The sequence below is a fragment of the Kribbella sp. CA-293567 genome, from assembly GCF_027627575.1.
Lineage (GTDB): Bacteria > Actinomycetota > Actinomycetes > Propionibacteriales > Kribbellaceae > Kribbella.
Genome location: NZ_CP114065.1, coordinates 185106 through 205491, shown reverse-complemented (window position 1 = coordinate 205491; position 20386 = coordinate 185106). Strand labels below are relative to the sequence as shown.

The window sequence follows — 20386 nt, the reverse complement described above, 5'->3', positions numbered from 1 at the left end:
TTCATCTCATGTCTTCCTCCGAGATGCGCGAGCCGACGTTTCTCGTCCTGGCAGCGCTCGCCGACGGCCGGAAACACGGCTACGCGGTGATCACCGAGGTGTCCGGCCTGTCCAGTGGCCGCGTCACCCTCCGCCCAGGCACGCTGTACGCCGCCCTCGACCGCCTGCGCGACGAAGGCCTGGTCCGGCCGGCGGGCGAGGAGGTCGTCGACGGCCGACTCCGCCGGTACTACGAACTCACGGACGCCGGCGCCGAGTCGCTCGCCACCGAGGCCGCCCGTCTCCAGTCCAACGCCGACCAGGCTGTCCGCCGCCTCCGGTTGCGTCCGGCGACCGGGGGTGGTGTCGCGTGAGCGCCCTGCACCGCGCAGTACTCCGGTGTTATCCGCGCTGGTGGCGCGAGCAGCACGGCGAGGAAGCGCTCGGTCTGCTGCTCGACTCCGCCGGGGCCAGCGGTCGCACCGACCCAAGAGACCTGCTCAACCTGGCAGCCCACGCCGCCCGGGTCCGCTTCACCCAGGCGGGCCCGCCGACCCTGATCCAGGGGATCCGCAACCGAGTGTCGGTAATCGCCGCGCCGCTGCTCGCCGCGATCAGCAGTACATTCCTGATCTTCGGCGAATGGGCCCCCTGGGACCCGCAGACCAGCATGGTGCCCTCGCCGATCGGCAATCTGACCACCGGATCGATCTGCTTCCTGGCCGGCCTGCTCGCTGCTCTTGCCGCAGCTCTAGGCCGAGCAACCGCGGCCCGGTGGCTAGCGGCCTTCAGCGGTATCAGTGCCCTGGCGATCATGCTGCCGCCGATCGAGCAACTCGCCTCCGGCTTCGGCTTCACCCGGCCTCCCGGAGGAATTCTCGGCTTCACAGCGCTGATCGCTGCGCTCGCCGCCCTCGGCGAACCGCGGTGGCCGAACGCCTGGAGTGCGGACTCGGCGATCGACGGCGCCCGCGAGCCCGCCGGCCACTCCGGCGACCCCGGCCGCGCCAGATCTCGCGGTCTGGTCATCTTCCTCGGGGCACTCCCCACCATCGGCGCCCTGCCCATCGGCGCCTCCGCGTTGAACACCGATTCGTGGTTCTTCTACCGATCGCCCGATCAGCTCCTGCTGTGGTTCAGTGCCGGGATCCTGCTGGGCATCGGCCTGCTGGCGATCGCCGTCACCGTCCTGCTGAGCGGCGGCAGCCGGGCTTGGGCAACGGCACTCGCGGTGAACTCGATGCCCTGGCTGCTGCTGTTCTACTTCGACTCGCTCCGGGGCTACGACACTGTCCTGCCGCTCGGTGTGGTCATTGTGCTGGTTGCTGTCATCGGGGCCGCGACGTTGATCGGGATCGTTGCGATCACCGTCAGCCGCCGGTCTCAGTCAGCCCGGAACTCGGTCGCCAGCAGCGAGTAGAGCAGGGAATCACGCCAGTCGCCGTTGGTGAAGACGTGGTGGCGGATGCGTCCTTCGTAGCTGAACCCGAGGCGTTTGACCACGGCGACCGAGGCCAGGTTCTCCGGGCCGATGGCGGCGCTGACGCGGTGCAGTGCGAGCGGCCCGAAGGCGAAATTCACCAGCGTCCGGGCCGCGGCGGTGGCGTAGCCGTGACCCCAGTGGCCGGCGGCGATCGCGTAACCGAGGTGGGCCGCCTGGACGCCGGTGGGCCCGAGACGGGCGAAACCGATCAGCCGGTCGTCGTCGAGGCGGGTGACGGCGAGGGTGTAGTCCGGCCGATCGGCGAGCGCCGCGCGCTCCACCATGCCCCCGAGTTGCTTCTCGGCGGCGGCGCGGTCGCGGCTGTCGAAGGACAGCCAACTGGTGACCCGGTCATCACCGACGACGGCCAGGTAGTCGTCCAGGTCGTCGAGCCTGAACTCGCGCAACCTGATGCCGTCGCCGGTGAGGGGATCCATCCCGCCTGCTACTGCGGGAAGGTCTGCATCGGCGTACGGGTGAACATTTCGATCTCTTCCTGGAGTTCGCGCGCGTCGTCGCCGTGGCCGGACTGCCGCAGCGCCTGGTGCACCCGGCGGGCCGAGTGCACGACCCCGTTGATCCGGCGCTCGGCGGGCAGCCCGAGGACCGGCGCGAGCGCGTCGGCCGCGCCCTCCAGCTCACCGTTCGCGATCCGGGTGATGGCCATGGCGGCGTGGCTGCCGGCGGCGTCGCCGAAGGCCCACTCGGGGTGCGACTGGTCGGTGTAGGCGTCCACTGCCTGCCGAGAATACTGCTCCGCGGTCTCGACCTCACCCGGAAGCCAGGCGAGCGCGTCGGCCGCGTAGTACAGCTGCCGATTGCGGCCGAAGGTGCAGAGACCGCCCATCTCGTCGAGCTCGTCGGCCTGCACCGAGCCCCACGCGTTCTCCGCGCGGACCAGGGCGGCCCGGGCGGCGTCGGCGTTGCCCAGGGCGGCCCAGGCCCGGGCCTCGCTCACCGGAAGCCAGACGCCGGTGGTGCTGTTGGCCTGCTCGGCGTATCCGGCGCCCAGTTGGGCGTACCGGACGGAGTCGTGCGGGTTGCCGGCCCAGTACGAGACCAGCGACTGCAGTCCGCGCACCCACGCGCGCAGGCCGTGGTGGTCGGCGTTGTCGGCGCACAGGAACGCGGTCCTGGCCTGGGTCAGCGCGGCGTGGGGGTTGCCGAGGTCGTGGGAAGCCTTGGCCAGCAGACCACCGGTCACGCCGCCGAGGAAGTACAGCTGCCGCAGGTGTTCCGGACGCTGCCGGCTCTCCAACAGCGCGAAGACCAGGTCCTGCGTCTCGACCAGCTGGCCGAGGATCTCCGGCAGCGGGCGCTGCGGGTAGGCCTTCGCGACGTGTCTCACGTCGTCGTACACCTGTTCCATGGCCTCGCTTCCGAGACCTGTCTGGGCCGCGAGGGCGAAAGCCCGCGCACGGCTGGCAGCCATGTCGAGTACCTCCATCTCATTACCTGTCGTGATCCGTCCACTGGCAGCCGCCGGCACCACCTGGGCGGCCGGCTCGGGGACGTACGGAGCGAGGAGTTCCTCGACCGGCTTGCCGAACATGCGTTGCAGGGTGCGCCGAGTCTGAGGCGTGGTTCCTGCGCGCTCGCCCGATGCGAGGCGCCGCAGGTGCCGCTCGGTGATGGTTCCACCCAGCTCGACGAACTCGGCGACGATCTCGGAGTAGGTCTGGTTCCGGCGCTGGATCAGGTGCGCCAGGACCGTTCTCGGCGTATACCTACCCGCCATCGTTCCTCCCGTTCACGTCAGGTAGACGTTGTCTCGACTCATGCCCCACGACAAGGTGCAGTCCCCATGATGTCCGCCAGAGGTCCGGAAGAGGTCCGGCAAAGGTCCTCTCCAGGTCCTAGAGCGGTCACGGTCGGTCTGTGCACCATTACTGCCATGACAACCAGTAAGTCCAACTGGTTGCAAGGGCTGAGAGTTACGGGGTGAGCAAGCAGTGACTGTTGCAGAGATGACGTCGAGGCAACACCGCCGTCGAGTGCGGGTCTGGTTCGGCGAACACGTGATCGCCCAGTACGTCGCGGAGGCTCCGCTCGCCGCGCGGTACGAGCAAGCGATGCGGCGGCGTTTCGCCGGTCTCCGGGTCACCAACGACCTGCTCGGCCCGCAGCAGGAAGCGGACAGTTAAAACGAATGCTTCCGGGTCCTCCTCAGACCCGGAGTTGCTCCTGGGGTCTCCTCACGTCCAGGAGTAGCGATCGAAGGTCCGGGGCACTCCTCAGTCCCGGACAGAACCGAGGTGCGGTCCGGGGCCTCCTCAGCTCCGGACCGCACCGCCCGAAGCCCGGCTGGGCAGGCGGCTGAATCCCTGCATCGCCGCCGCCCAGCCGTTCCAACCACCTCCTGGCCGACACCTCGGGCCAGGCGGTGGGTGGCTGGTGACACCTCACCACCAGCCACCCACCGAGGTGGCGACTCCGCTGTGTGACCGCCGCGCCTGGGCGGTCACACAGCGGAGCCATTTGTACGTCAGCGTCTCTCCCTGATGTTGCTGGATGAGCAGGAGTGCGATTCGGCGACGTACACAGCGAACGGCGCGCCCGGATGTACGCCGGGCCGGCCCTCCACCAGCCCCTCGGCGCGAATCTGCCCGGCGTACCTCATCGCCAGCCGCTCCATCACCGCCCGGGACGCCGTGTTGTGCCGCTCGGTCACCGCGACCACCGACCGGGCTCCCAGCACCCCGAAGGCATGGTCGAGCGCGGCCCGCCCGAGTTCGGTGGCGAAGCCCTGACCGCGAGCCGAGCGGAGCAGTGCCCACCCGAGCTCCAGCCGGTCAGCCAGCCACGCGCCTCCGTCGTCGAGCAACGCGGCAACCTTTCCCACCAGCGCACCATCCGGCGCCCATCGCTCCAGCCCACCGCGCCCGACCAGCGAACCGTCCGACCGGCGAAAAGCCATCCACTTGCTCACCCCGTTCGCTTCCCACCGCGCCTGGAACCCACCGGCCCGCCGCATCGACTCCTCGGCCGACCACGCTCCGCCGTACCACTCCGCCACCCACGGATCGGCGTGCAGCCGCTCCAGGTCCGCCGCATGTCCGGTCAGGACCTCACCCGGTCCAGCGATCGGCATCAGCGTCAACCGGTCGCTCAGCACCATCCGTACGGCGTACGCGACGATGTCCCGCAACCGCCGATCCCCGTCGGTGCGACCGACCATCAGCAGCTCCAGTTCCTCCGGCCCGACCCACGCACCCGCATCATGCTTGCCGGCTTCCAGCCGCGGCCGACTCAGATCGCCGTCGACAGTGACCAGGTAGTCGAGCTCCCGCCGTACCCGGCCCTCGTACTCCCACTCCCAGTCGGTGACGGCCATGACGACCTCCCGCACCCGCCAGCCGGTCTCTTCCTCGACCTCCCGCACCAGCGCCTGCTCCGGCGTCTCCCCGTCCTCCAGATGCCCGCCGACGATGTCCCAGATCCCCGGCAGCAACCGCCGCTCCGCAGTACGGCGATGCACGTACACCCGCTGTCGCTCATCCCGGATCAGCGCCCCGACACAGTCCACTGCTCGCATGACCCAACAACCTAAACCGGCCGCGCTGTCCAACCAGCTTCTCTCGAGAAAGTTGAGCCCCCGTCCAGCCAGTGGTCGCACGCGTTCTCGCACTGTGGATCGGCGATGGAACTGACCGCTGGCAGACTGGCGAGCGCGCACGGCCCGGCTGGTTCCGCTGCTGGCTCCGCCGAGTCCCGAGGCGCCTAGCTCACTGCTCGTGAGGAACTTCGGTGACCCGGTTGGGCATGAACATCACTGCGACCACCAGGAGCACCGCGGCCACCGCTGCGCCGTAGTACACGTCGTGGATAGCCGGCGCGAGGATCTCGCCGGGCAGGTGTTCGAGGTCGTCGTGGTTGTCGCCCAGACGAGAGGCCACCACGGCGTTCGCGATCGCGCCGAAGATGGCGACGCCGACCGCGCTGCCGACCGAGCGGGCGAACATGTTGGCGCCGGTCACCACGCCGCGGCTCTTCCAGTCGACCGACGACTGGGCCGCCACCACCCCGGGTGACGCGGAGAAGCCGAGACCGATGCCGATCACGAAACAGGCGAACGCGAGGTAGAGCACCGAACTGGACGGCTTGACCGTCAGCAGCAGGCCGACGCCGATCCCGACGAAGACCGAGCCGATCACCATCGTGGTCCGGAAACCGAACCGCAGGTAGATCCGGCCCGCGAGCGACGCGGCGATCGGCCAGCCCAGCGTCATCGCGGCGAGCGCGAAGCCGGCCACCAGGGCCGACGTACCGAGCACGCCTTGGGCGTAGAGCGGCACGTACGTCGTCAGGCCGATCATCAGCACACCGACCAGCAACGCGGTCGAGTTGGCGGAGTTGAGGACACGTTTGCCGAGCACCCACAGCGGCAGGATCGGCTCGGGCGCCCGGCGCTCGACGAACGCGAAGGCGACCAGCAGTACGACGGCGACGGCGAGGATCGCGATACTGGTGACCGAGTCCCAGGACCACATCACGCCGCCTTCGAGCAGCCCGAGCAGGAGCAGCGAGCCGCCGACCGCGAGCAGCACCGTACCGGCGTAGTCGATCTGCGGCTTCGCGGTACGGACGACCTTCTCCTGGAACTTGCGGTAGAACACCACCCCCGCGGCCAGGCCGAGCGGGATGTTGACGAAGAAGATCCAGCGCCACGAGATGTAGTCGGAGAAGACCCCACCGAGCGCCGGACCCACGAACGAGGCGATCCCCCAGACGCTGGCCAGATAGCCCTGCACCTTGGCACGCTCGGCAACCGAGTAGATGTCACCGACGATGGTCATCGCGATCGGCTGAATCGCTCCCGCGCCGAGCCCCTGGATCAACCGGGAGGCGATCAGCGCCGGCATGCTCCAGGCGAACCCGCAGAGCACCGAGCCGAGCACGAACAACACGATGCCGAGCAGCATCATCGGCTTGCGCCCACGCAGGTCGGCGAGCTTGGCGTAGATCGGCACCGAGACGGCCTGCGCCAGCAGGTAGATGGAGAACAGCCACGGGAACTGCGTGAACCCACCGAGATCCGCAACCACCGAGGGGACCGCGGTTGCCAGGATGGTCGCGTCGATCGCCACCAGCCCGACGCTGAGCATCACTGCCAGCAGAATCGGCCCACGCTCGGACCGCAGCCCCACGCTGGCTCGGTCGATCCGCTCAGTAGTCATGACAAACCGAACTTACGTGACGAGACACCGGTTGCCGAACTGTGGGTCAGACTGTGGAATCTGGCTCGGCTCGTTCGGGCTCGCGACGGCTGCTCCGCTGCGCTACGCAGCCTGCATCGCTGGTGAGTGCAGCTGCGCATGACCTCCGTCGGCTCGCGGCGGCCGCTGCGCTACCTGCATCGCACACGAGTGCTGGCGCGACGCATGTAGCCCGTTGCGGGTGAGTCGGCGAACTCGGCTCGCGGCGGCTGCTCCGCTGCGCTACGCCGCCTGCATCGCAAACGAACACTGATGGGTGACGCTGGACCCGTCGCGGGTAAGCCTCCGCGCGGTCGGGCTCGCGACGGCTGCTGCGCTGCGCTACGCCGCCTGCATCGCTGATGAGTGTGGTTGCCGGGGCATAGCCGCGTTCGAGTAGGCGGCTCACGCGCTAGGGCTCCCGCCAACTGCTCCGCTGCGCTCTCCGCCGCCTGCTCCGCCTGCACCCCTCACGCCTACCTCGCTGACCTCAACCCCGCCGCACCAACCAACCGAACCGCGTTGGAATCCACTCCCCGGCTCACCACACACCCACCTCCCCACCCGCACCCCACACCCACCCCGCCGACACCCAACCTCGCCCCACCAACCAACCAGACCTCATCAGCATCCACGCCCGGTCTCACCACCCCCCACCAACCTCCCGCCCCAACACCCCTCCCAACCACCCGCCCCCAACACCCCGCCACCCACCCGCCCAACCCCTCACCTAGGTACTCTCCGTGGGTGAGGATGCACGGACTGCTGCGCGCAATCGTGCTGATCGCCACCATCTCCCTCACCCTCGTCCTCCTCCCCATCGCCATCAACGTCGGCACCGGCGGCACCGCGCCCACCTTCCTCCAGCCCTACGTCACCTGGACCTGGCCACTCATCGGCGTCCTCTGGCTGATCGCCATCATCACCGGCCTCCTCGAGTACCGAAGCCGCCGCACAATCAGCCACACCGCCCGGTCAGCCGACCAGCCTCGCAACCGCCCCAACGCCCTCGCGCGGATCGATCGTTACCTCGCCGATCGCTTCACCGGCTCACTCGCCTCGCAAACCCGGCTGGCTCTCGCGCTCGATGTCAGCCCTGAGGCCGTCATCCGGCCGTACGACCTGCTGGTTCAGCCGCTCAACAGTGAGGTTGCCGAGGTTCGGGAGGATGCTGATATCGGCGCCGCGTTCGATGATCTCCAGGACTCGATGCTGATCCTCGGAGCGCCCGGTGCGGGCAAGACGACCTTGTTGCTGGAGCTTGCGCGGACCCTGGCGGCGAAGGCTCACGAGGATCCTCGTGGTCCGATTCCGGTGGTCGTCGACCTGGCCTCCTGGAACGCCCCGACGGCTCGGGAGGAAGATGACGCCCCAGGCGACAGTCCGCTGCTGGCCGGCTTCATTCGTTGGTTGCTGGCAGAGTTGGCGGCTCGCTACCAGATCCCTGAGGCTGTCGGCCGGGTCTGGCTGAGCAAGGGGCGCTTGGGGCTGTTTCTCGATGGACTGGACGAGGTCGCTCTGGCCCACCAGGAGAAGCTCGCGCCGGTGCTGGCCGAGTTGGGGCAGCGTTATCTGGTCGGTCAGGTCGCTGTTACGTGCCGTATTCACGAGTACGAGCAGCTGCAGCATCGGCTCAAGTTGTACGGCGCGGTTCGCATTCGGCCGCTCAGCCGGCAGCAGGTGATCGACTACTTCGCCTCCGGTGGTGAGGAGTTGGCCGGTGCGCTGGCCGCGATGGAGCGGGACGACGACCTGTGGGATCTGGTCAACTCGCCGCTGATGCTCAACGTCATGGCTCTGGCCTATCAAGGCCGGGATGCCCGGGACATCGCTTCCGGCGTACTGGCCGACCACCGGCGGGAGCTCTTCGACACGTTCCTCTCCGAGGTACTGGCCCGCTACCGCCCCAGCAGCCCGCAGTTCGACTCACGCGCGGCTGTCCGCTCGCTCTGGTGCCTCGCCTGGTGGACACGCACCAGAGCGGGCGACCGTATCGAAGTACCGCGTCGCTTGACGCCCAACGGCTGGTACGGCCTGGTACTGCCCGCAGTCGGCTACCTGGCTCACATGGTTTGCCTCCCAGGCCTCTTCGCCGGTCTGGCAGCGGGAGCCGCAGTCGGCGCCACAGCCCTGTACGGCGTAGCGGCTGGCCTGGCAGTCGGTGCCATCGCCCTGGTACTGGTCCACGTGCGACCGCACACGTGGTGGAACCTCCAGCAAGGCAGTGACCAGCCTCGCAAGCAGTTGCTGGCCGTCATGATCTGCACAGGCGCCACTGCGGGCTTGGCCTCGGTCCTCTTCGTCACTGCACTGGCAGAGAACCTGCCGGCGGCACTAGGACTGGCAATCCAAGGCGGGATTGTCCTGGTGTCGTACGGCCTGGAGTCCGTCCTCTCCGGTAACAACCGCCGCCGCCTCTGGCTCACTGTCCGGCTGCTCGGCGTCACCGCGGCGAGCTGGGCCGTCTTCACGGTCGTCGACCATCCACAGGACTTCGTCGCGGGCGCCGCCATCGGCCTGATAGTTGCCCAGGGCATCCGTTTCGTCAAGGCGCTGCCGATGGATCATCTGGTCAAGGAGGAACGCCCCGGCGACAGCCGGCTGATGGACAAGTGGACCGTCGCCGGCGCCCTGGCCGGTCTCACCGTCGCGGCAGCTCTCGGTGCCGACCTCTGGTGGTCGAACGGTCCCGAGGCAGTCCTGGGCATCGTCGCCGGCACGGTCGCGGCGAAGGCGTGGCGCCGCCGCGCACCCTTCTTCGCAGGCGGTCTTTCCCGTGGCCTGCACGGCTTCCTGCTCCGCTGGAGCGGCTACCTGCCCTGGCGTCGCGGCGCCTTCCTCCGGTACGCCGCCGAGCGCTTCGTACTCGCCAAGACCGGTCCTGGCGAGTACGCCTTCATCCATCTCCTGGTGCGCGATCACCTGGCCGAGTGCGACCCGGACGCTCTGGCAGCCAAGGTGGACCAACGCATCGCCGCCCGCGCCCAGCGCAGCAATCTAGCGCGCCGCCGCTAACACCTGATCGAGAATCAACGACCACTGCCGCACGATGCCGCGGCGGCGTACCGCATCGTCGGTCAGCAGATCCGCCAGTCCCAGACCCCGAGCCATGTCGAGCACACCTTGTACGGTCTCCCGCACTCCCGGCGTGCGCTCCTCGACCTTGAGCACCTCCAGCAGCGCCCGGTGGGCCTGCCGCCCGACATGCGCCTCCAGCCGGACGAGCTGCTGCCGCAGCGGCTCCTCAGTGGACGCTGCAACCCACAGATGCAGCGCCGCACGGAACAGCGGACCGGTGTAGACGTCGGCAAGCATCCCGACGATCGCCTCGGTCCGCCCCTCGCCAACCGGAAGCCCAGACGCCTGCTGCCGGATCTCAGCCAGCCGCACCTCGGTCATGTACTCCACGGCCGCCGCGAACAGATCCGCCCGCGTCGGGAAGTGGTGCTGCGCCGCACCGCGCGAGACCCCGGCCCGGGCGGCCACTACCGCGACAGTGGTCGCCGCGTAGCCGACCTGGGCCAGTGACTCGAGTGACGCCTCCAAGAGCTTCTGCCGGGTCGCCCTGCTGCGGTCCTGCTGCGGCTCACGCAGTGCTTCGCTCACAGCGAATCCCGGAAGATGTCTGGCCTCAGACCAATGCCGCCGGACCTGATCAAGGTCCGGCCGGTCGGCGTCTCACTCACGGGTCGCCTCCCGCGCCCGCAGTTCGCGCCGCAGGATCTTGCCCGACGCGGCCTTCGGGACGGCCTCGATGAACTCCACCTGCCGGATCTTCTTGTACGGCGCGACCCGCTCCGCGACGTACGCGATCACGTCGTCCTCGGTCAGCTGCACCCCGGGCATCGGAACCACGAACGCCTTCGGCACCTCGTTCCCGTCAGCCTGTACGCCGATCACGGCGGCATCCGCGATCCGGTCGTCGGTCAGCAGCACGGCCTCCAGTTCGGCCGGCGGCACCTGGTAGCCGTGGTACTTGATCAGCTCCTTGACCCGATCCACGATGTACAGGTAGCCACGCTCGTCCTCGCGCCCAAGGTCGCCGGTGTGCAGCCAGCCGTCCGGGTCGATGGTCGCGGCGGTCTCCTCCGGCCGGCCCAGGTAGCCCTTCATCACCTGCGGTCCGCGGATCCAGACCTCGCCGATCTCACCCTCGGCCACATCGTTGCCATCGGCACCTACCAGCCGCATCTCGGTCGACGGGAAGAGCTTGCCGACCGCTCCGGCCGGCGGATCGACGTCGGTCTGCGGCACCGAGTGCGTACCCGGCGACAACTCGGTCATCCCGTACGCCTGCAGTACGGCGTGCAGCCCGAGTCGCTTGGCGCAGGCCTCGGCCAGGTCGCCGTCCAGCGGAGCCGCAGCCGACGTCACGTACTTCAGCGCAGACAGGTCCACCCCGTCGACCGCCGGGTGTTTCGCCAGCGCCAGCACGATCGGCGGCGCGACGAAGGCCCGGGTGATCTTCTGTTCGTCCAGGACGGTCAGGAACTGCTGCAGGTCGAACTTCGGCAGCACCACCACGGTCGCGCCGAGCCGTAGCGGCAGGTTCATGAGCACGGTCAGCCCGTAGATGTGGAAGAAGGGCAGGATCGCGATGATCCGCTCCTGCTCGCCGAGCTCGATCATCGGCTCGGCCTGGGCGATGTTGGTGCCGATGTTGCGATGGGTCAGCATCACGCCCTTGGCCGCGCCCGTCGTACCGCTCGAGTAGGGCAGCACGGCGACGTCGTTCACCGGATCGAACTCGATCACCGGCTCCGGCCCGGTCGAGGCCAGCAGTTCCTGCACCGATCGGTAGCCCTCCGCCTGGTCGCAGACGAGGATCTCCTGGACGTCGGTGCCCTCCACCGCCGCCGTCGCGATCGGCAGGAAGAGCGAGATCGTCACCAGCAGTTTCGCCTTGGAGTCCACCAGCTGCTTGTGCAGCTCACCCGCCGTGTAGAGCGCGTTGACCGTGGTCACCGTCGCGCCCGCCCGGGTCGCGCCGTAGAAGACGGCCGGGTAGATGATCGTGTTCGGGCTGTGCAGCGCGATCGTGTCACCGTGCACGATGCCCAGCTCGGCGAAGCCGGCCGCGATCCGCCGGCTCATCCCGTCCAGCTGGGCGTAGCTGATCTCCCGCCCGCTGACTCCGTCGACCAGCGCGATCCGGTCGCCGTACTCCTGGGCGCGGCCGAGCACCGCGTCGTGGATCGGCACATCGAGAACGTCGACTGCTGGGTACTGACTCTGGATGACCACGGGCGGGCCCTCTCTGTGCGACTGGTGTGGAGCAGAACGATGGCGCAATCAGTACGACTTCGGTAGGCCCAGACTGTGTTGCGCCACGAAGTTGAGGATCATCTCCCGGCTGACCGGCGCGATCCGGCCGGCCCGGGCGGCCGCGACCAGCGACGCGACGCCGTACTCGACGGTCATGCCGTTGCCGCCGAGGGACTGGACGGCCTGGTCGGTGGCCCGCACGGTCGCCTCACCGGCGGCGTACTTGGCCATGTTCGCCGCTTCGCCCGCGCCGAGGTCGTCGCCCGCGTCGTACAGGGCGGCGGCCTTCTGCATCATCAAGCGGGCCAGTTCGAGCTCGATCTTGTTCTGCGCGAGCGGGTGCGCGATCCCCTGGTGAGCGCCGATCGGGGTCTTCCAGACCTGGCGTTCCTTGACGTAGGCAACGGCTTTGCCGAGCGCGTGCCGGCCGATCCCGATCGCGAACGCCGACGCCATGATCCGCTCCGGGTTCAGCCCGGCGAAGAGCTGCATCAGCCCGGCGTCCTCGCTGCCGACCAGTGACTCGGCCGGCAGTCGCACGTCGTCGAGAAAGAGCGAGAACTGCTTGTCCGGGCTGATCAGGTCCATCTCGATCTGCCGGAACTCGACGCCGGGAGCATCGGTCGGCACGATGAACAGCGCGGGCTTGAGCTTGCCGGTCCGGGCGTCCTCGGTGCGTCCCACCACCAGCACGGCGCGCGCGACGTCGAGGCCGGAGATGTAGACCTTCCGCCCCGACAACGACCAGCCACCCTCGGTACGCCGGGCCGTCGTGGTGATCCCGTGCGAGTTGGAGCCGGCGTCCGGCTCGGTGATCGCGAACGCCATCGTGGTCGTCCCGTCGGCCAGCGACGGCAGCCACTGCTCCTGCTGCCCGTCGGTGCCGAACCGAGCGATCACCGTGCCGCAGATGGCGGGCGAGACCACCATCATCAGCAACGGGCAGCCGGCCGCGCCGAGCTCCTCCAGCACGATCGACAGGTCGCCCATCCCGCCGCCGCCACCGCCGTACTGCTCGGGCAGGTTGACGCCCAGATAGCCGAGCTTGCCGGCTTCCTCCCAGAGCTCCGTGGTCTGCCCTCCCGAGCGCGCCCGCTGGTTGAAGTACGTGTAGCCGTACTTCTTGCCCAGCTCACCCACGGCCGCCCGCAATGCGCGGCGTTCCTCGGACTCGACGAAACTCATACGTCCTCCTCCACTCGTACGACGGCCAGTACGGCGCCCACCTCGACCTGCTGGCCGGCGGCGACAGCAAGTTCCACCAAGATCCCGTCGGCCGGCGCGGAGATGGTGTGCTCCATCTTCATCGCCTCCAGCCAGACCAGTCCCTGTCCGGCGGTGACCTTGTCACCGACCTCGACCCCGACCCGGACCACGGTCCCCGGCATCGGCGCCACCAACGACCCGGCCACCAACTGCCGCGACGGATCCGGGAACCGCGCGACCGGCGTCAGCGCGATCGACCCGACACAGACCAGTCCCGGGTACGCCGCCACCTGGTGCGCCCGCCGCACGCCATCGACCTCCAGCACCACCCGCTCGGCGCTCGCCTCGACCACGGTGACGCCTTCGACGACAGTGCCGTCCCGGGTCGCGCGGTAGTCGACGTCGTACTGCCGATCGCCAACCAGGTAGCTCTTCCGCTGCGCCTGCGAGGCCAGGTTCCGCCACCCGCCAGGCAATCCGCGTTGCACCCCCGCCGTCACCCGCCGCGCCGCTGCATCCGCAAGCGCCGCGGCAATTGCAGCCACTCGCTCAGCAGCCTCATCCACAGGCACACCCACGCCGTGCTTCGCGAAGAAAGCGGTATCGGTATCGCCGGCCAGGAACGCGGGATGCCGGAGAATCCACACCAGCAGGTCGCGGTTGGTCCGCACACCGTGAATCTCAGCCCGCTGTAGCTCAGCAGCCAACCGCGCCGCCGCCTGCGCCCGGGTCGCACCCCACACGATGACCTTCGCCAGCATCGCGTCGTAGTACGGCGAAACCTCGCTCCCACTCACCACCCCAGCGTCAAGCCGAATCCACGGCGCGCCCTCCCGTGGCCCACCGGCAGCAAACTCCGCCACGCCCGCCGCTCGGGCTGGCGCGGCACTCCGCCTTCCCTCCCCGGCACCCTCCACCGCGAAGCGGTGGAGGGTGCCGGTTTGAGGTTGCCAATCGGCCTGCGGATCCTCGGCGTACAACCGCACCTCGATCGAATGCCCAACAGCAGCAGGTGGCTCGGCCGGGAGCGCCTCACCAGCGGCGATCGACAGCTGCAGCGCCACCAGATCCAGCCCGGTGACCGACTCCGTCACCGGATGCTCGACCTGCAACCGCGTGTTCATCTCGAGGAAGTAGAACTCGCCGTCCTCGTCGGCCAGGAACTCCACCGTCCCGGCGCCGACGTACCCGATCGCCTCGGCAGCCTTCCGCGCCGCGTCGAACAACCGCTCGCGCATCGCCGGAATGCGTTCCACCAAAGGCGAAGGTGCCTCCTCGACGACCTTCTGATGCCGCCGCTGGATCGAGCACTCCCGTTCACCGACCGCCCAGACGGTCCCGTGCCGGTCGGCCAGCACCTGGACCTCGATGTGCCGCCCGGTCGCCAGATACGGCTCGCAGAAGACGGTCCCGTCGCCGAAGGCGGACAAGGCCTCGGCCTCGGCGGACGCGATCTCCGAAGTGAGCTCCGCCAAGGACCCGACTACCCGCATACCCCGCCCGCCGCCACCCGCCGAGGCTTTCACCAGCACCGGCAGGTCCGCATCGGTGACATCACCAGCCGAGAGCTGCCGCAGTACCGGCACCCCCGCCGCGTCCATCAGCTTCTTGGCCTCGATCTTCGACCCCATCGACGCGATCGCCTCGACCGGCGGCCCGATCCAGGTCAGCCCCGCCTCGATCACCGCCGCCGCGAACTCGGCGTTCTCCGAGAGGAACCCGTACCCGGGGTGCACGGCGTCCGCGCCTGCCTTCAGCGCCGCCTCGATCACCAGTTCGCCGCGCAGGTAGGTGTCCGCGGGCGCCGTACCGGGCAGGTGCACCGCCGCATCTGCCTCCGCGACGTACGGCGCGGAGGCGTCCGCCGTCGAGTGCACCGCCACACACTCCAGCCCCAGTGCCCGGGCGGTCCGGAACACCCGCCGCGCGATCTCGCCACGATTGGCGACCAGTACCGACCTGAACATCGCCATCACATCCTGAAGACGCCGAAGTTGGCGCCATCGAAACGAGTGCCCTCGACCGGGCCGGAGTGGATCGCCGACAAGCACAGCCCGAGCACGGTCCGGGTGTCGCGCGGGTCGATCACGCCGTCGTCGTAGAGCCGTCCCGACAGGAACATCGGCAGCGACTCGGCCTCGATCTGGCCTTCCACGTAGGCCCGCATCGCGGCGTCACCGTCCTCGTCGTACGGCTGTCCCTTCGCGGTCGCGGCGGCCCGCGCCACGATCGACAGCACGCCGGCCAGCTGCTGCGGACCCATCACCGCCGACTTCGCCGACGGCCAGGCGAACAGGAACCGTGGATCGAAAGCCCGCCCGCACATGCCGTAGTGGCCGGCGCCGTACGACGCCCCCATCAGCACCGAGAGGTGCGGCACCTTGGAGTTGGAGACCGCGTTGATCATCTGCGCGCCGTGCTTGATGATCCCGCCCTGCTCGTACTCCTGGCCGACCATGTAGCCGGTGGTGTTGTGCAGGAAGATCAGCGGAGTGCCTGCCCGGTTCGCCAACTGGATGAACTGCGCGGCCTTCTGTGACTCCTCGCTGAACAGCACGCCCCGCGCGTTCGCCAGGATTCCCACCGGATACCCGTGCAGCGTCGCCCAGCCGGTCGCCAGCGACGACCCGTAGAGCGGTTTGAACTCGTCGAAGACCGACCCGTCCACCACCCGGGAGATCACGTCCCGCGGGTCGAACGGGATCTTCAGATCCCCCGGCACGATCCCGAGCAGCTCGTCGGCGTCGAACAACGGCTCCCGGTACTCCGCTGCCGGGGCGGGACCGAGCTTCTTCCAGTTCAGCCGCGACACGATCTGCCGCCCGAGCCGGATCGCGTCCCGCTCGTCCACCGCGAAGTAGTCGGCCAGCCCCGACTTGCGGGCGTGCATCCCGGCACCGCCCAGCGACTCGTCGTCGGCGTCCTCACCGGTCGCCATCTTCACCAGTGGCGGCCCGGCCAGGAACACCTTCGCGCCACCGTCGACCATCACCACGTAGTCGCTCATGCCGGGGATGTACGCGCCGCCCGCGGTGGAGTTGCCGAACACCAGCGCGATCGTCGGGATCCCTTCCGACGACAACCGGGTCAGGTTGCGGAACATCGCGCCGCCCGGGATGAAGATCTCCTTCTGCGTCGGCAGATCCGCGCCGCCCGACTCGACCAGGCTGATCACCGGCAGCCGGTTCGCCCGGGCGATCTCGTCCGACCGCAGCGCCTTGCGCAGCGTCCACGGGTTGCTCGCGCCGCCCTTGACGGTCGGATCGTTCGCGGTGATCAGGCACTCGACGCCCTCCACCACGCCGATCCCGGTGACCAGGCTCGCGCCGACCGTGAAGTCGCTGCCCCAGCCCGCGAGCGGTGACAGCTCCAGGAACGCGGTGTCCGGGTCGAGCAGCAGCTCGATCCGATCCCGCGCGAGCAGCTTGCCGCGCTGGTGGTGACGGGCGACGTACTTCTCGCCGCCACCCGCCAGCGCCTTCTGGTGCTCGGTCTCCAGCTCCGCGAGCTTGGTCAGCATCGCGGAGCGGTTGTCAGTGACAGTCATGCGGTGAACCCCAGTCGTTTGGCTGCCAAACCCGTCATGATCTCGGTGCTGCCGCCGCCGATCGCGAGGATCTTCTGGTCGCGGTACTGGCGCTCCACCTCGGCCTCGCGCAGATAGCCGAGCCCACCGTGCAGTTGCAGCGCCTGGTCACACACCCACTGACCCGCCTCGACCGCGGTGTTCTTGGCGAAGCACGTCTCGGCGATCACTTCTTCGCCGGCGTCCGCCCGCGCGGCTGTCGCGTGCACATAAGTCCGAGCGACCTCGACCTTCCGAGCCATCTCGGTCAGCGTGTGCTGCACGCTCTGCCGGGAGATCAGTGGCCTGCCGAAGGTCTCCCGAGTCCTGCACCACTCGACGGTGAGATCCAGCGCCCGTTGTGCCCCGGCGTACGCCTGTACGGCGAGGGTCAGCCGCTCCGCGACGAAGTTCACCGCGAGCTGGACGAACCCGCTCCCCTCCTCGCCGACCAGGTTGGCCGCCGGCACCCGGACATCGGTGAACGACAACTCGGCCGTGTCCGAGCACAGCCAGCCCATCTTCTCCAGCTTGCGGGAGACCTGGAAGCCGGGCGTTCCGCGCTCGATCACCAGCAGGCTGATGCCGTGCGCGCCCGGTCCGCCGGTCCGGACCGCCGTGGTCACGAAGTCCGCGCGGCAACCCGAGGTGATGTACGTCTTGGCCCCGTTGACGACGAAGTCGTCCCCGTCGCGTCGCGCCGTGGTCCGGAGCGAGGCGACGTCGGAGCCACCGTCCGGCTCGGTGATCGCCAGCGATCCGATCAGTTCACCCTCGAGCGTCGGCCGCACCCACTGGGCGATCTGATCTTCATTGCCAGCAGCAACGATATGCGGAAGGGCGATACCGCAGGTCAGCAACGAGGCGACCAGGCCGCCGGATCCGCCCGCGTAGTGCATCTCCTCGACCACGCCGATCGCGTCGAGGAGCGACCCGCCGCCACCGCCGGACTGCTCGGGGAACGCGACCCCGAGCAGTCCGAGCTGACCAGCCTTCTTGTGCAGCTCACGCGGCAGCTCGCCGTCCCGCTCCCACTGCGCCAGATTCGGCAGCACCTCCGCCGCCATGAAGCGCCGCACGCTCTGCCGGAAGTCGCTCACAACAGCACCTCCGGTACGTCGACGTACCGCGACCGCAGCCACTCGCCGACCGCCTTCGCCTGCGGATCGAAACGTGCCTGCGAAGCGACGCCCTCGCCCAGCAACCCGCCGACGACGAAGTTGAGTGCCCACAGATTCGGCAGCACGTGCCTGGTCACGGGCAGGCCGGCGGTCTCCGGCAGCAGTTCCTGGAACTTCTCCACCGTCAACGTGTGCGCGAACCAGCGCCAGGCGGTCTCGTTCCGCACCCACACCCCGACGTTCGCGTCACCACCCTTGTCGCCGCTGCGTGCTCCCATGACTCGCCCGAGCGGCACCTCCCGCGTGAGCGACCTGGCCGGCCGCCCCGCTGCCACGAGTTGTGGCAACGGCATCGGCAGCGCACCGCCTTCGGCCGGCTCCAGCTCCTGCGTCTCTTCCGCCGGCCGGATCGTGCGGAGCGCGCCGTCGGGCAGCACCACCACGTGCTCGACCTCGTGCGCGTCGACGTACCCGGCCGTGAACACGCCGTACGGCGAAGCCTCTCCGGGCGGCGCCGTCACGTGGAATCCCGGGTAGCTGGCCAGCGCCAGCTCGATCGCCACACCGGAGAACGCGCGGCCGACCACCTTCGGGTCAGGGTCCCTGACGATGCACCTGAGCAGCACGCTCGCGAGCTCCTCGGTGTCCGCGTTCGGCTGTTCCGTCCAGACCAGCGACCACTTCAGCTCGGCCGGCTCGGTCGGCAGCTCCTGTTCGAGCTGCCGTTTGACCAGCTCGGCCTTCGCTTCCAGTTCGAGGCCGGTCAGCACGAAAGCCACCTCGTTGCGGAACCCGCCGACGCTGTTCAGCGACACCTTGTACGTCGGCGGTGGCGGCTCGCCCTCGACGCCGGTGATCCGGATCCGGTCAGGGCCGTCCTGGGACAGCTCGATGGTGTCCATCCGGGCGGTCACGTCCGGACCGGCGTACCGGGCGCCGGTGATCTCGTAGAGGAGTTGCGCCTTGACCGTGTCGATCGTGACCGCGCCGCCGGTGCCGTCGTGCTTGGTGATCACGCTGCTGCCGTCGGCGTGGATCTCCGCGATCGGGAAGCCGGGCCGGTCGAGGTTGCGGAGCTCGTGGAAGAAGGCGTAGTTGCCGCCGGTCGCCTGGCAACCGCACTCGATCACGTGCCCGGCGACGACGGCGCCCGCGAGTTCGTCGTACTGGTCGCGCCGCCAGCCGTGATGGGCGGCGGCCGGCCCGACGATCACCGAGGCGTCGGTGACCCGGCCGGTGACGACCACCTCCGCTCCGGCCTGGAGGGCCTCGGTGATTCCCCAGGCTCCGAGGTAGGCGTTGGCCGTCAGTGGTCGGCCGAGGTCGAGCTCACCGGCGCGCGGCAGCAGGTCGTCGCCTTCGACGTACGCGATCTTGGGATGCAGTCCGAGCTTGCCGGCCAGTGCCTCGATCGCCCGCGCGAGTCCCGCGGGGTTGAGTCCGCCCGCGTTGCTGACCACCTTGATCTGCCGGTCCAGCGCCTCACCGAGCCCTGCTTCGAGCTGCTTGAGGAAGGTCTTCGCATAACCCAGGGACGGATCCTTCAGCCGGTCGCGGCCGAGGATCAGCATCGTCAGCTCGGCCAGGTAGTCACCGGTCACCACGTCCAGCGGCCCGCCGGTCACCATCTCCTGGAACGCGCTGAACCGGTCCCCGTAGAACCCCGACGCGTTCCCGATCCGGATCGGCGCCCGCTCGCTGCTGCCCTCCGTCACGCGAACTGCCCCCGCTCGCGACCCTTCCCCGGCATCCCGGCGAACGTCTGGATGATCCCCAGCCACTCGTCGGCCTCGGTACCCACCGCCCGTACGTCGAGGTCGTCACGATGCCGTCGCTGCGTCGCGAGCAGACAGAAGTCGAGCGCACTGCCGGTGACCCGCTGCTCAGCATCCTCCGGGCCCCAGCTCCACTGGTCGCCCTCCGGACCCGTCAGTTCCACGTGGAACGGAGCAGCCGGCGGTTGGCGGTCGTTCAGCAGGTAGGCGAAGTCCCTCGTCCGTACGGCGAGATGCGCGACGTGCTTCAACCGGTTGGACGGCGTCCGCTTCACGCCCAGCGCATCGGCCACGTCCTGCCCATGGGCCCACGTCTCCATCAACCGGGCAGTGGCCATCGAGGCCGGACTCATCGGCGGCCCGAACCACGCGACCTGCTGCCCACGCGGCACTGCCCGCAGCGCCTCCTGCAGCTCACCTCGAGCCTGCCGCCAGTACGTCAGCAACTCCCCAGGCCCCAGCGCGACCCCCTCCGCGGCCCCGTCATCCACAAACCGGCTCGGGTTCTCCACAGCCTTCCGCAGTTCCTCCTGGAACTCCTCCGGCTCGGCCGCGGCCAACCGCGCGGCCTCGTCCGTCCACGCGAGGTGAGCGATCTGATGCGCGACGGTCCATCCGTCGGCAGGTGTCGGCGTGGCCCACCCCTCCGCGGTCAACCCGCCCACCAGCAGATCCAGCTCGACACTCTCGGCACTCAGTTCAGCCAGCAGCTCATCAAGCACGCGGCCCTCCAGCCTCAACTCGGTGCACCGACCCTCCCACTCCCACCGGGAAGAATCAAGCACGCGTGCTTGTTT

Annotated in this window: 16 protein-coding genes; 4 read left to right on the top strand and 12 right to left on the bottom strand. The window is 69.1% G+C overall.

The genetic code is table 11. The features are described 5' to 3' along the window. Window positions 1–8: 8 nt before the first annotated feature. Together OX958_RS00965 and OX958_RS00960 are read left to right on the top strand one after the other, a co-directional pair. A complete protein-coding gene (locus OX958_RS00965; RefSeq protein ID WP_270135015.1) occupies window positions 9–353 on the top strand; it encodes a PadR family transcriptional regulator in 345 nt (114 codons plus the stop codon). Beyond that, window positions 350–1399, top strand: a complete 1050-nt coding sequence (locus tag OX958_RS00960; protein ID WP_270135013.1) for a hypothetical protein — start codon at window positions 350–352, stop codon at window positions 1397–1399. The genes OX958_RS00965 and OX958_RS00960 overlap by 4 nt, the downstream gene beginning before the upstream one ends. Here the strand turns inward: OX958_RS00960 and OX958_RS00955 are convergent. Together OX958_RS00955 and OX958_RS00950 are read right to left on the bottom strand one after the other, a co-directional pair. Further along, window positions 1363–1899: a GNAT family N-acetyltransferase gene (locus tag OX958_RS00955; protein WP_270135011.1), complete on the bottom strand. Its 537-nt coding sequence runs from the start codon at window positions 1897–1899 to the stop codon at window positions 1363–1365. The genes OX958_RS00960 and OX958_RS00955 overlap by 37 nt on opposite strands. An 8-nt stretch (window positions 1900–1907) precedes the next feature. Continuing rightward, complete coding sequence (locus OX958_RS00950; RefSeq protein WP_270135009.1) at window positions 1908–3200, bottom strand: XRE family transcriptional regulator; 1293 nt, start codon at window positions 3198–3200, stop codon at window positions 1908–1910. 229 nt (window positions 3201–3429) lie between these two features. Here OX958_RS00950 and OX958_RS00945 point away from each other — a divergent pair, with 229 nt between their 5' ends. Next, on the top strand, window positions 3430–3606 hold the full coding sequence (locus tag OX958_RS00945) for a hypothetical protein (protein ID WP_270135008.1): 177 nt from the start codon (window positions 3430–3432) through the stop codon (window positions 3604–3606). Between the two features lie 341 nt (window positions 3607–3947). Here OX958_RS00945 and OX958_RS00940 read toward each other — a convergent pair whose 3' ends face one another. Both OX958_RS00940 and OX958_RS00935 read right to left on the bottom strand, forming a co-directional pair. Continuing rightward, a complete protein-coding gene (locus tag OX958_RS00940; protein WP_270135007.1) occupies window positions 3948–4997 on the bottom strand; it encodes a GNAT family N-acetyltransferase in 1050 nt (349 codons plus the stop codon). 190 nt (window positions 4998–5187) lie between these two features. Next, window positions 5188–6639, bottom strand: a complete 1452-nt coding sequence (locus tag OX958_RS00935; RefSeq protein WP_270135005.1) for an MDR family MFS transporter — start codon at window positions 6637–6639, stop codon at window positions 5188–5190. 771 nt (window positions 6640–7410) lie between these two features. Here OX958_RS00935 and OX958_RS00930 point away from each other — a divergent pair. Further along, entirely contained in the window at window positions 7411–9672 is a 2262-nt protein-coding gene (locus OX958_RS00930) for an NACHT domain-containing protein (RefSeq protein ID WP_270138968.1), read from the top strand. On the opposite strand, the gene OX958_RS00925 is transcribed toward OX958_RS00930, so the two are convergent. The 8 genes from OX958_RS00925 to OX958_RS00890 all read right to left on the bottom strand — a co-directional run bounded on the left by OX958_RS00925 (window position 9655) and on the right by OX958_RS00890 (window position 20311). Further along, a complete protein-coding gene (locus OX958_RS00925) occupies window positions 9655–10263 on the bottom strand; it encodes a TetR/AcrR family transcriptional regulator (protein ID WP_270135004.1) in 609 nt (202 codons plus the stop codon). The genes OX958_RS00930 and OX958_RS00925 overlap by 18 nt on opposite strands. 72 nt (window positions 10264–10335) lie before the next feature. Continuing rightward, the gene (locus OX958_RS00920; RefSeq protein ID WP_270135003.1) at window positions 10336–11901 is read right to left on the bottom strand and encodes an AMP-binding protein; all 1566 of its coding nucleotides are present in this window, start codon (window positions 11899–11901) and stop codon (window positions 10336–10338) included. 48 nt (window positions 11902–11949) lie between these two features. Next, window positions 11950–13107, bottom strand: coding sequence for an acyl-CoA dehydrogenase family protein (locus tag OX958_RS00915; RefSeq protein WP_270135002.1), 1158 nt, complete (start codon window positions 13105–13107; stop codon window positions 11950–11952). After that, window positions 13104–15095, bottom strand: a complete 1992-nt coding sequence (locus OX958_RS00910) for an acetyl/propionyl/methylcrotonyl-CoA carboxylase subunit alpha (RefSeq protein ID WP_270135000.1) — start codon at window positions 15093–15095, stop codon at window positions 13104–13106. The genes OX958_RS00915 and OX958_RS00910 overlap by 4 nt, the downstream gene beginning before the upstream one ends. A gap of 5 nt (window positions 15096–15100) precedes the next feature. Continuing rightward, window positions 15101–16675, bottom strand: coding sequence for an acyl-CoA carboxylase subunit beta (locus OX958_RS00905; RefSeq protein WP_270134999.1), 1575 nt, complete (start codon window positions 16673–16675; stop codon window positions 15101–15103). Then, on the bottom strand, window positions 16672–17793 hold the full coding sequence (locus OX958_RS00900) for an acyl-CoA dehydrogenase family protein (RefSeq protein WP_270134998.1): 1122 nt from the start codon (window positions 17791–17793) through the stop codon (window positions 16672–16674). The genes OX958_RS00905 and OX958_RS00900 overlap by 4 nt, the downstream gene beginning before the upstream one ends. Next, complete coding sequence (locus OX958_RS00895) at window positions 17790–19529, bottom strand: acyclic terpene utilization AtuA family protein (protein WP_270134997.1); 1740 nt, start codon at window positions 19527–19529, stop codon at window positions 17790–17792. The genes OX958_RS00900 and OX958_RS00895 overlap by 4 nt, the downstream gene beginning before the upstream one ends. After that, entirely contained in the window at window positions 19526–20311 is a 786-nt protein-coding gene (locus OX958_RS00890) for a TIGR03084 family metal-binding protein (protein ID WP_270134996.1), read from the bottom strand. The genes OX958_RS00895 and OX958_RS00890 overlap by 4 nt, the downstream gene beginning before the upstream one ends. Window positions 20312–20386: the final 75 nt, after the last annotated feature.

Bases quoted from the DNA above. Each gene is read 5' to 3' on its own strand.
- OX958_RS00965 (WP_270135015.1), top strand. From the start codon at position 9: ATGTCTTCCTCCGAGATGCGCGAGCCGACGTTTCTCGTCCTGGCAGCG.
- OX958_RS00945 (WP_270135008.1), top strand. From the start codon at position 3,430: ATGACGTCGAGGCAACACCGCCGTCGAGTGCGGGTCTGGTTCGGCGAA.
- OX958_RS00910 (WP_270135000.1), bottom strand. From the start codon at position 15,095: ATGTTCAGGTCGGTACTGGTCGCCAATCGTGGCGAGATCGCGCGGCGG.
- OX958_RS00955 (WP_270135011.1), bottom strand. From the start codon at position 1,899: ATGGATCCCCTCACCGGCGACGGCATCAGGTTGCGCGAGTTCAGGCTC.
- OX958_RS00950 (WP_270135009.1), bottom strand. From the start codon at position 3,200: ATGGCGGGTAGGTATACGCCGAGAACGGTCCTGGCGCACCTGATCCAG.
- OX958_RS00935 (WP_270135005.1), bottom strand. From the start codon at position 6,639: ATGACTACTGAGCGGATCGACCGAGCCAGCGTGGGGCTGCGGTCCGAG.
- OX958_RS00905 (WP_270134999.1), bottom strand. From the start codon at position 16,675: ATGACTGTCACTGACAACCGCTCCGCGATGCTGACCAAGCTCGCGGAG.
- OX958_RS00940 (WP_270135007.1), bottom strand. From the start codon at position 4,997: ATGCGAGCAGTGGACTGTGTCGGGGCGCTGATCCGGGATGAGCGACAG.
- OX958_RS00930 (WP_270138968.1), top strand. From the start codon at position 7,411: ATGCACGGACTGCTGCGCGCAATCGTGCTGATCGCCACCATCTCCCTC.
- OX958_RS00915 (WP_270135002.1), bottom strand. From the start codon at position 13,107: ATGAGTTTCGTCGAGTCCGAGGAACGCCGCGCATTGCGGGCGGCCGTG.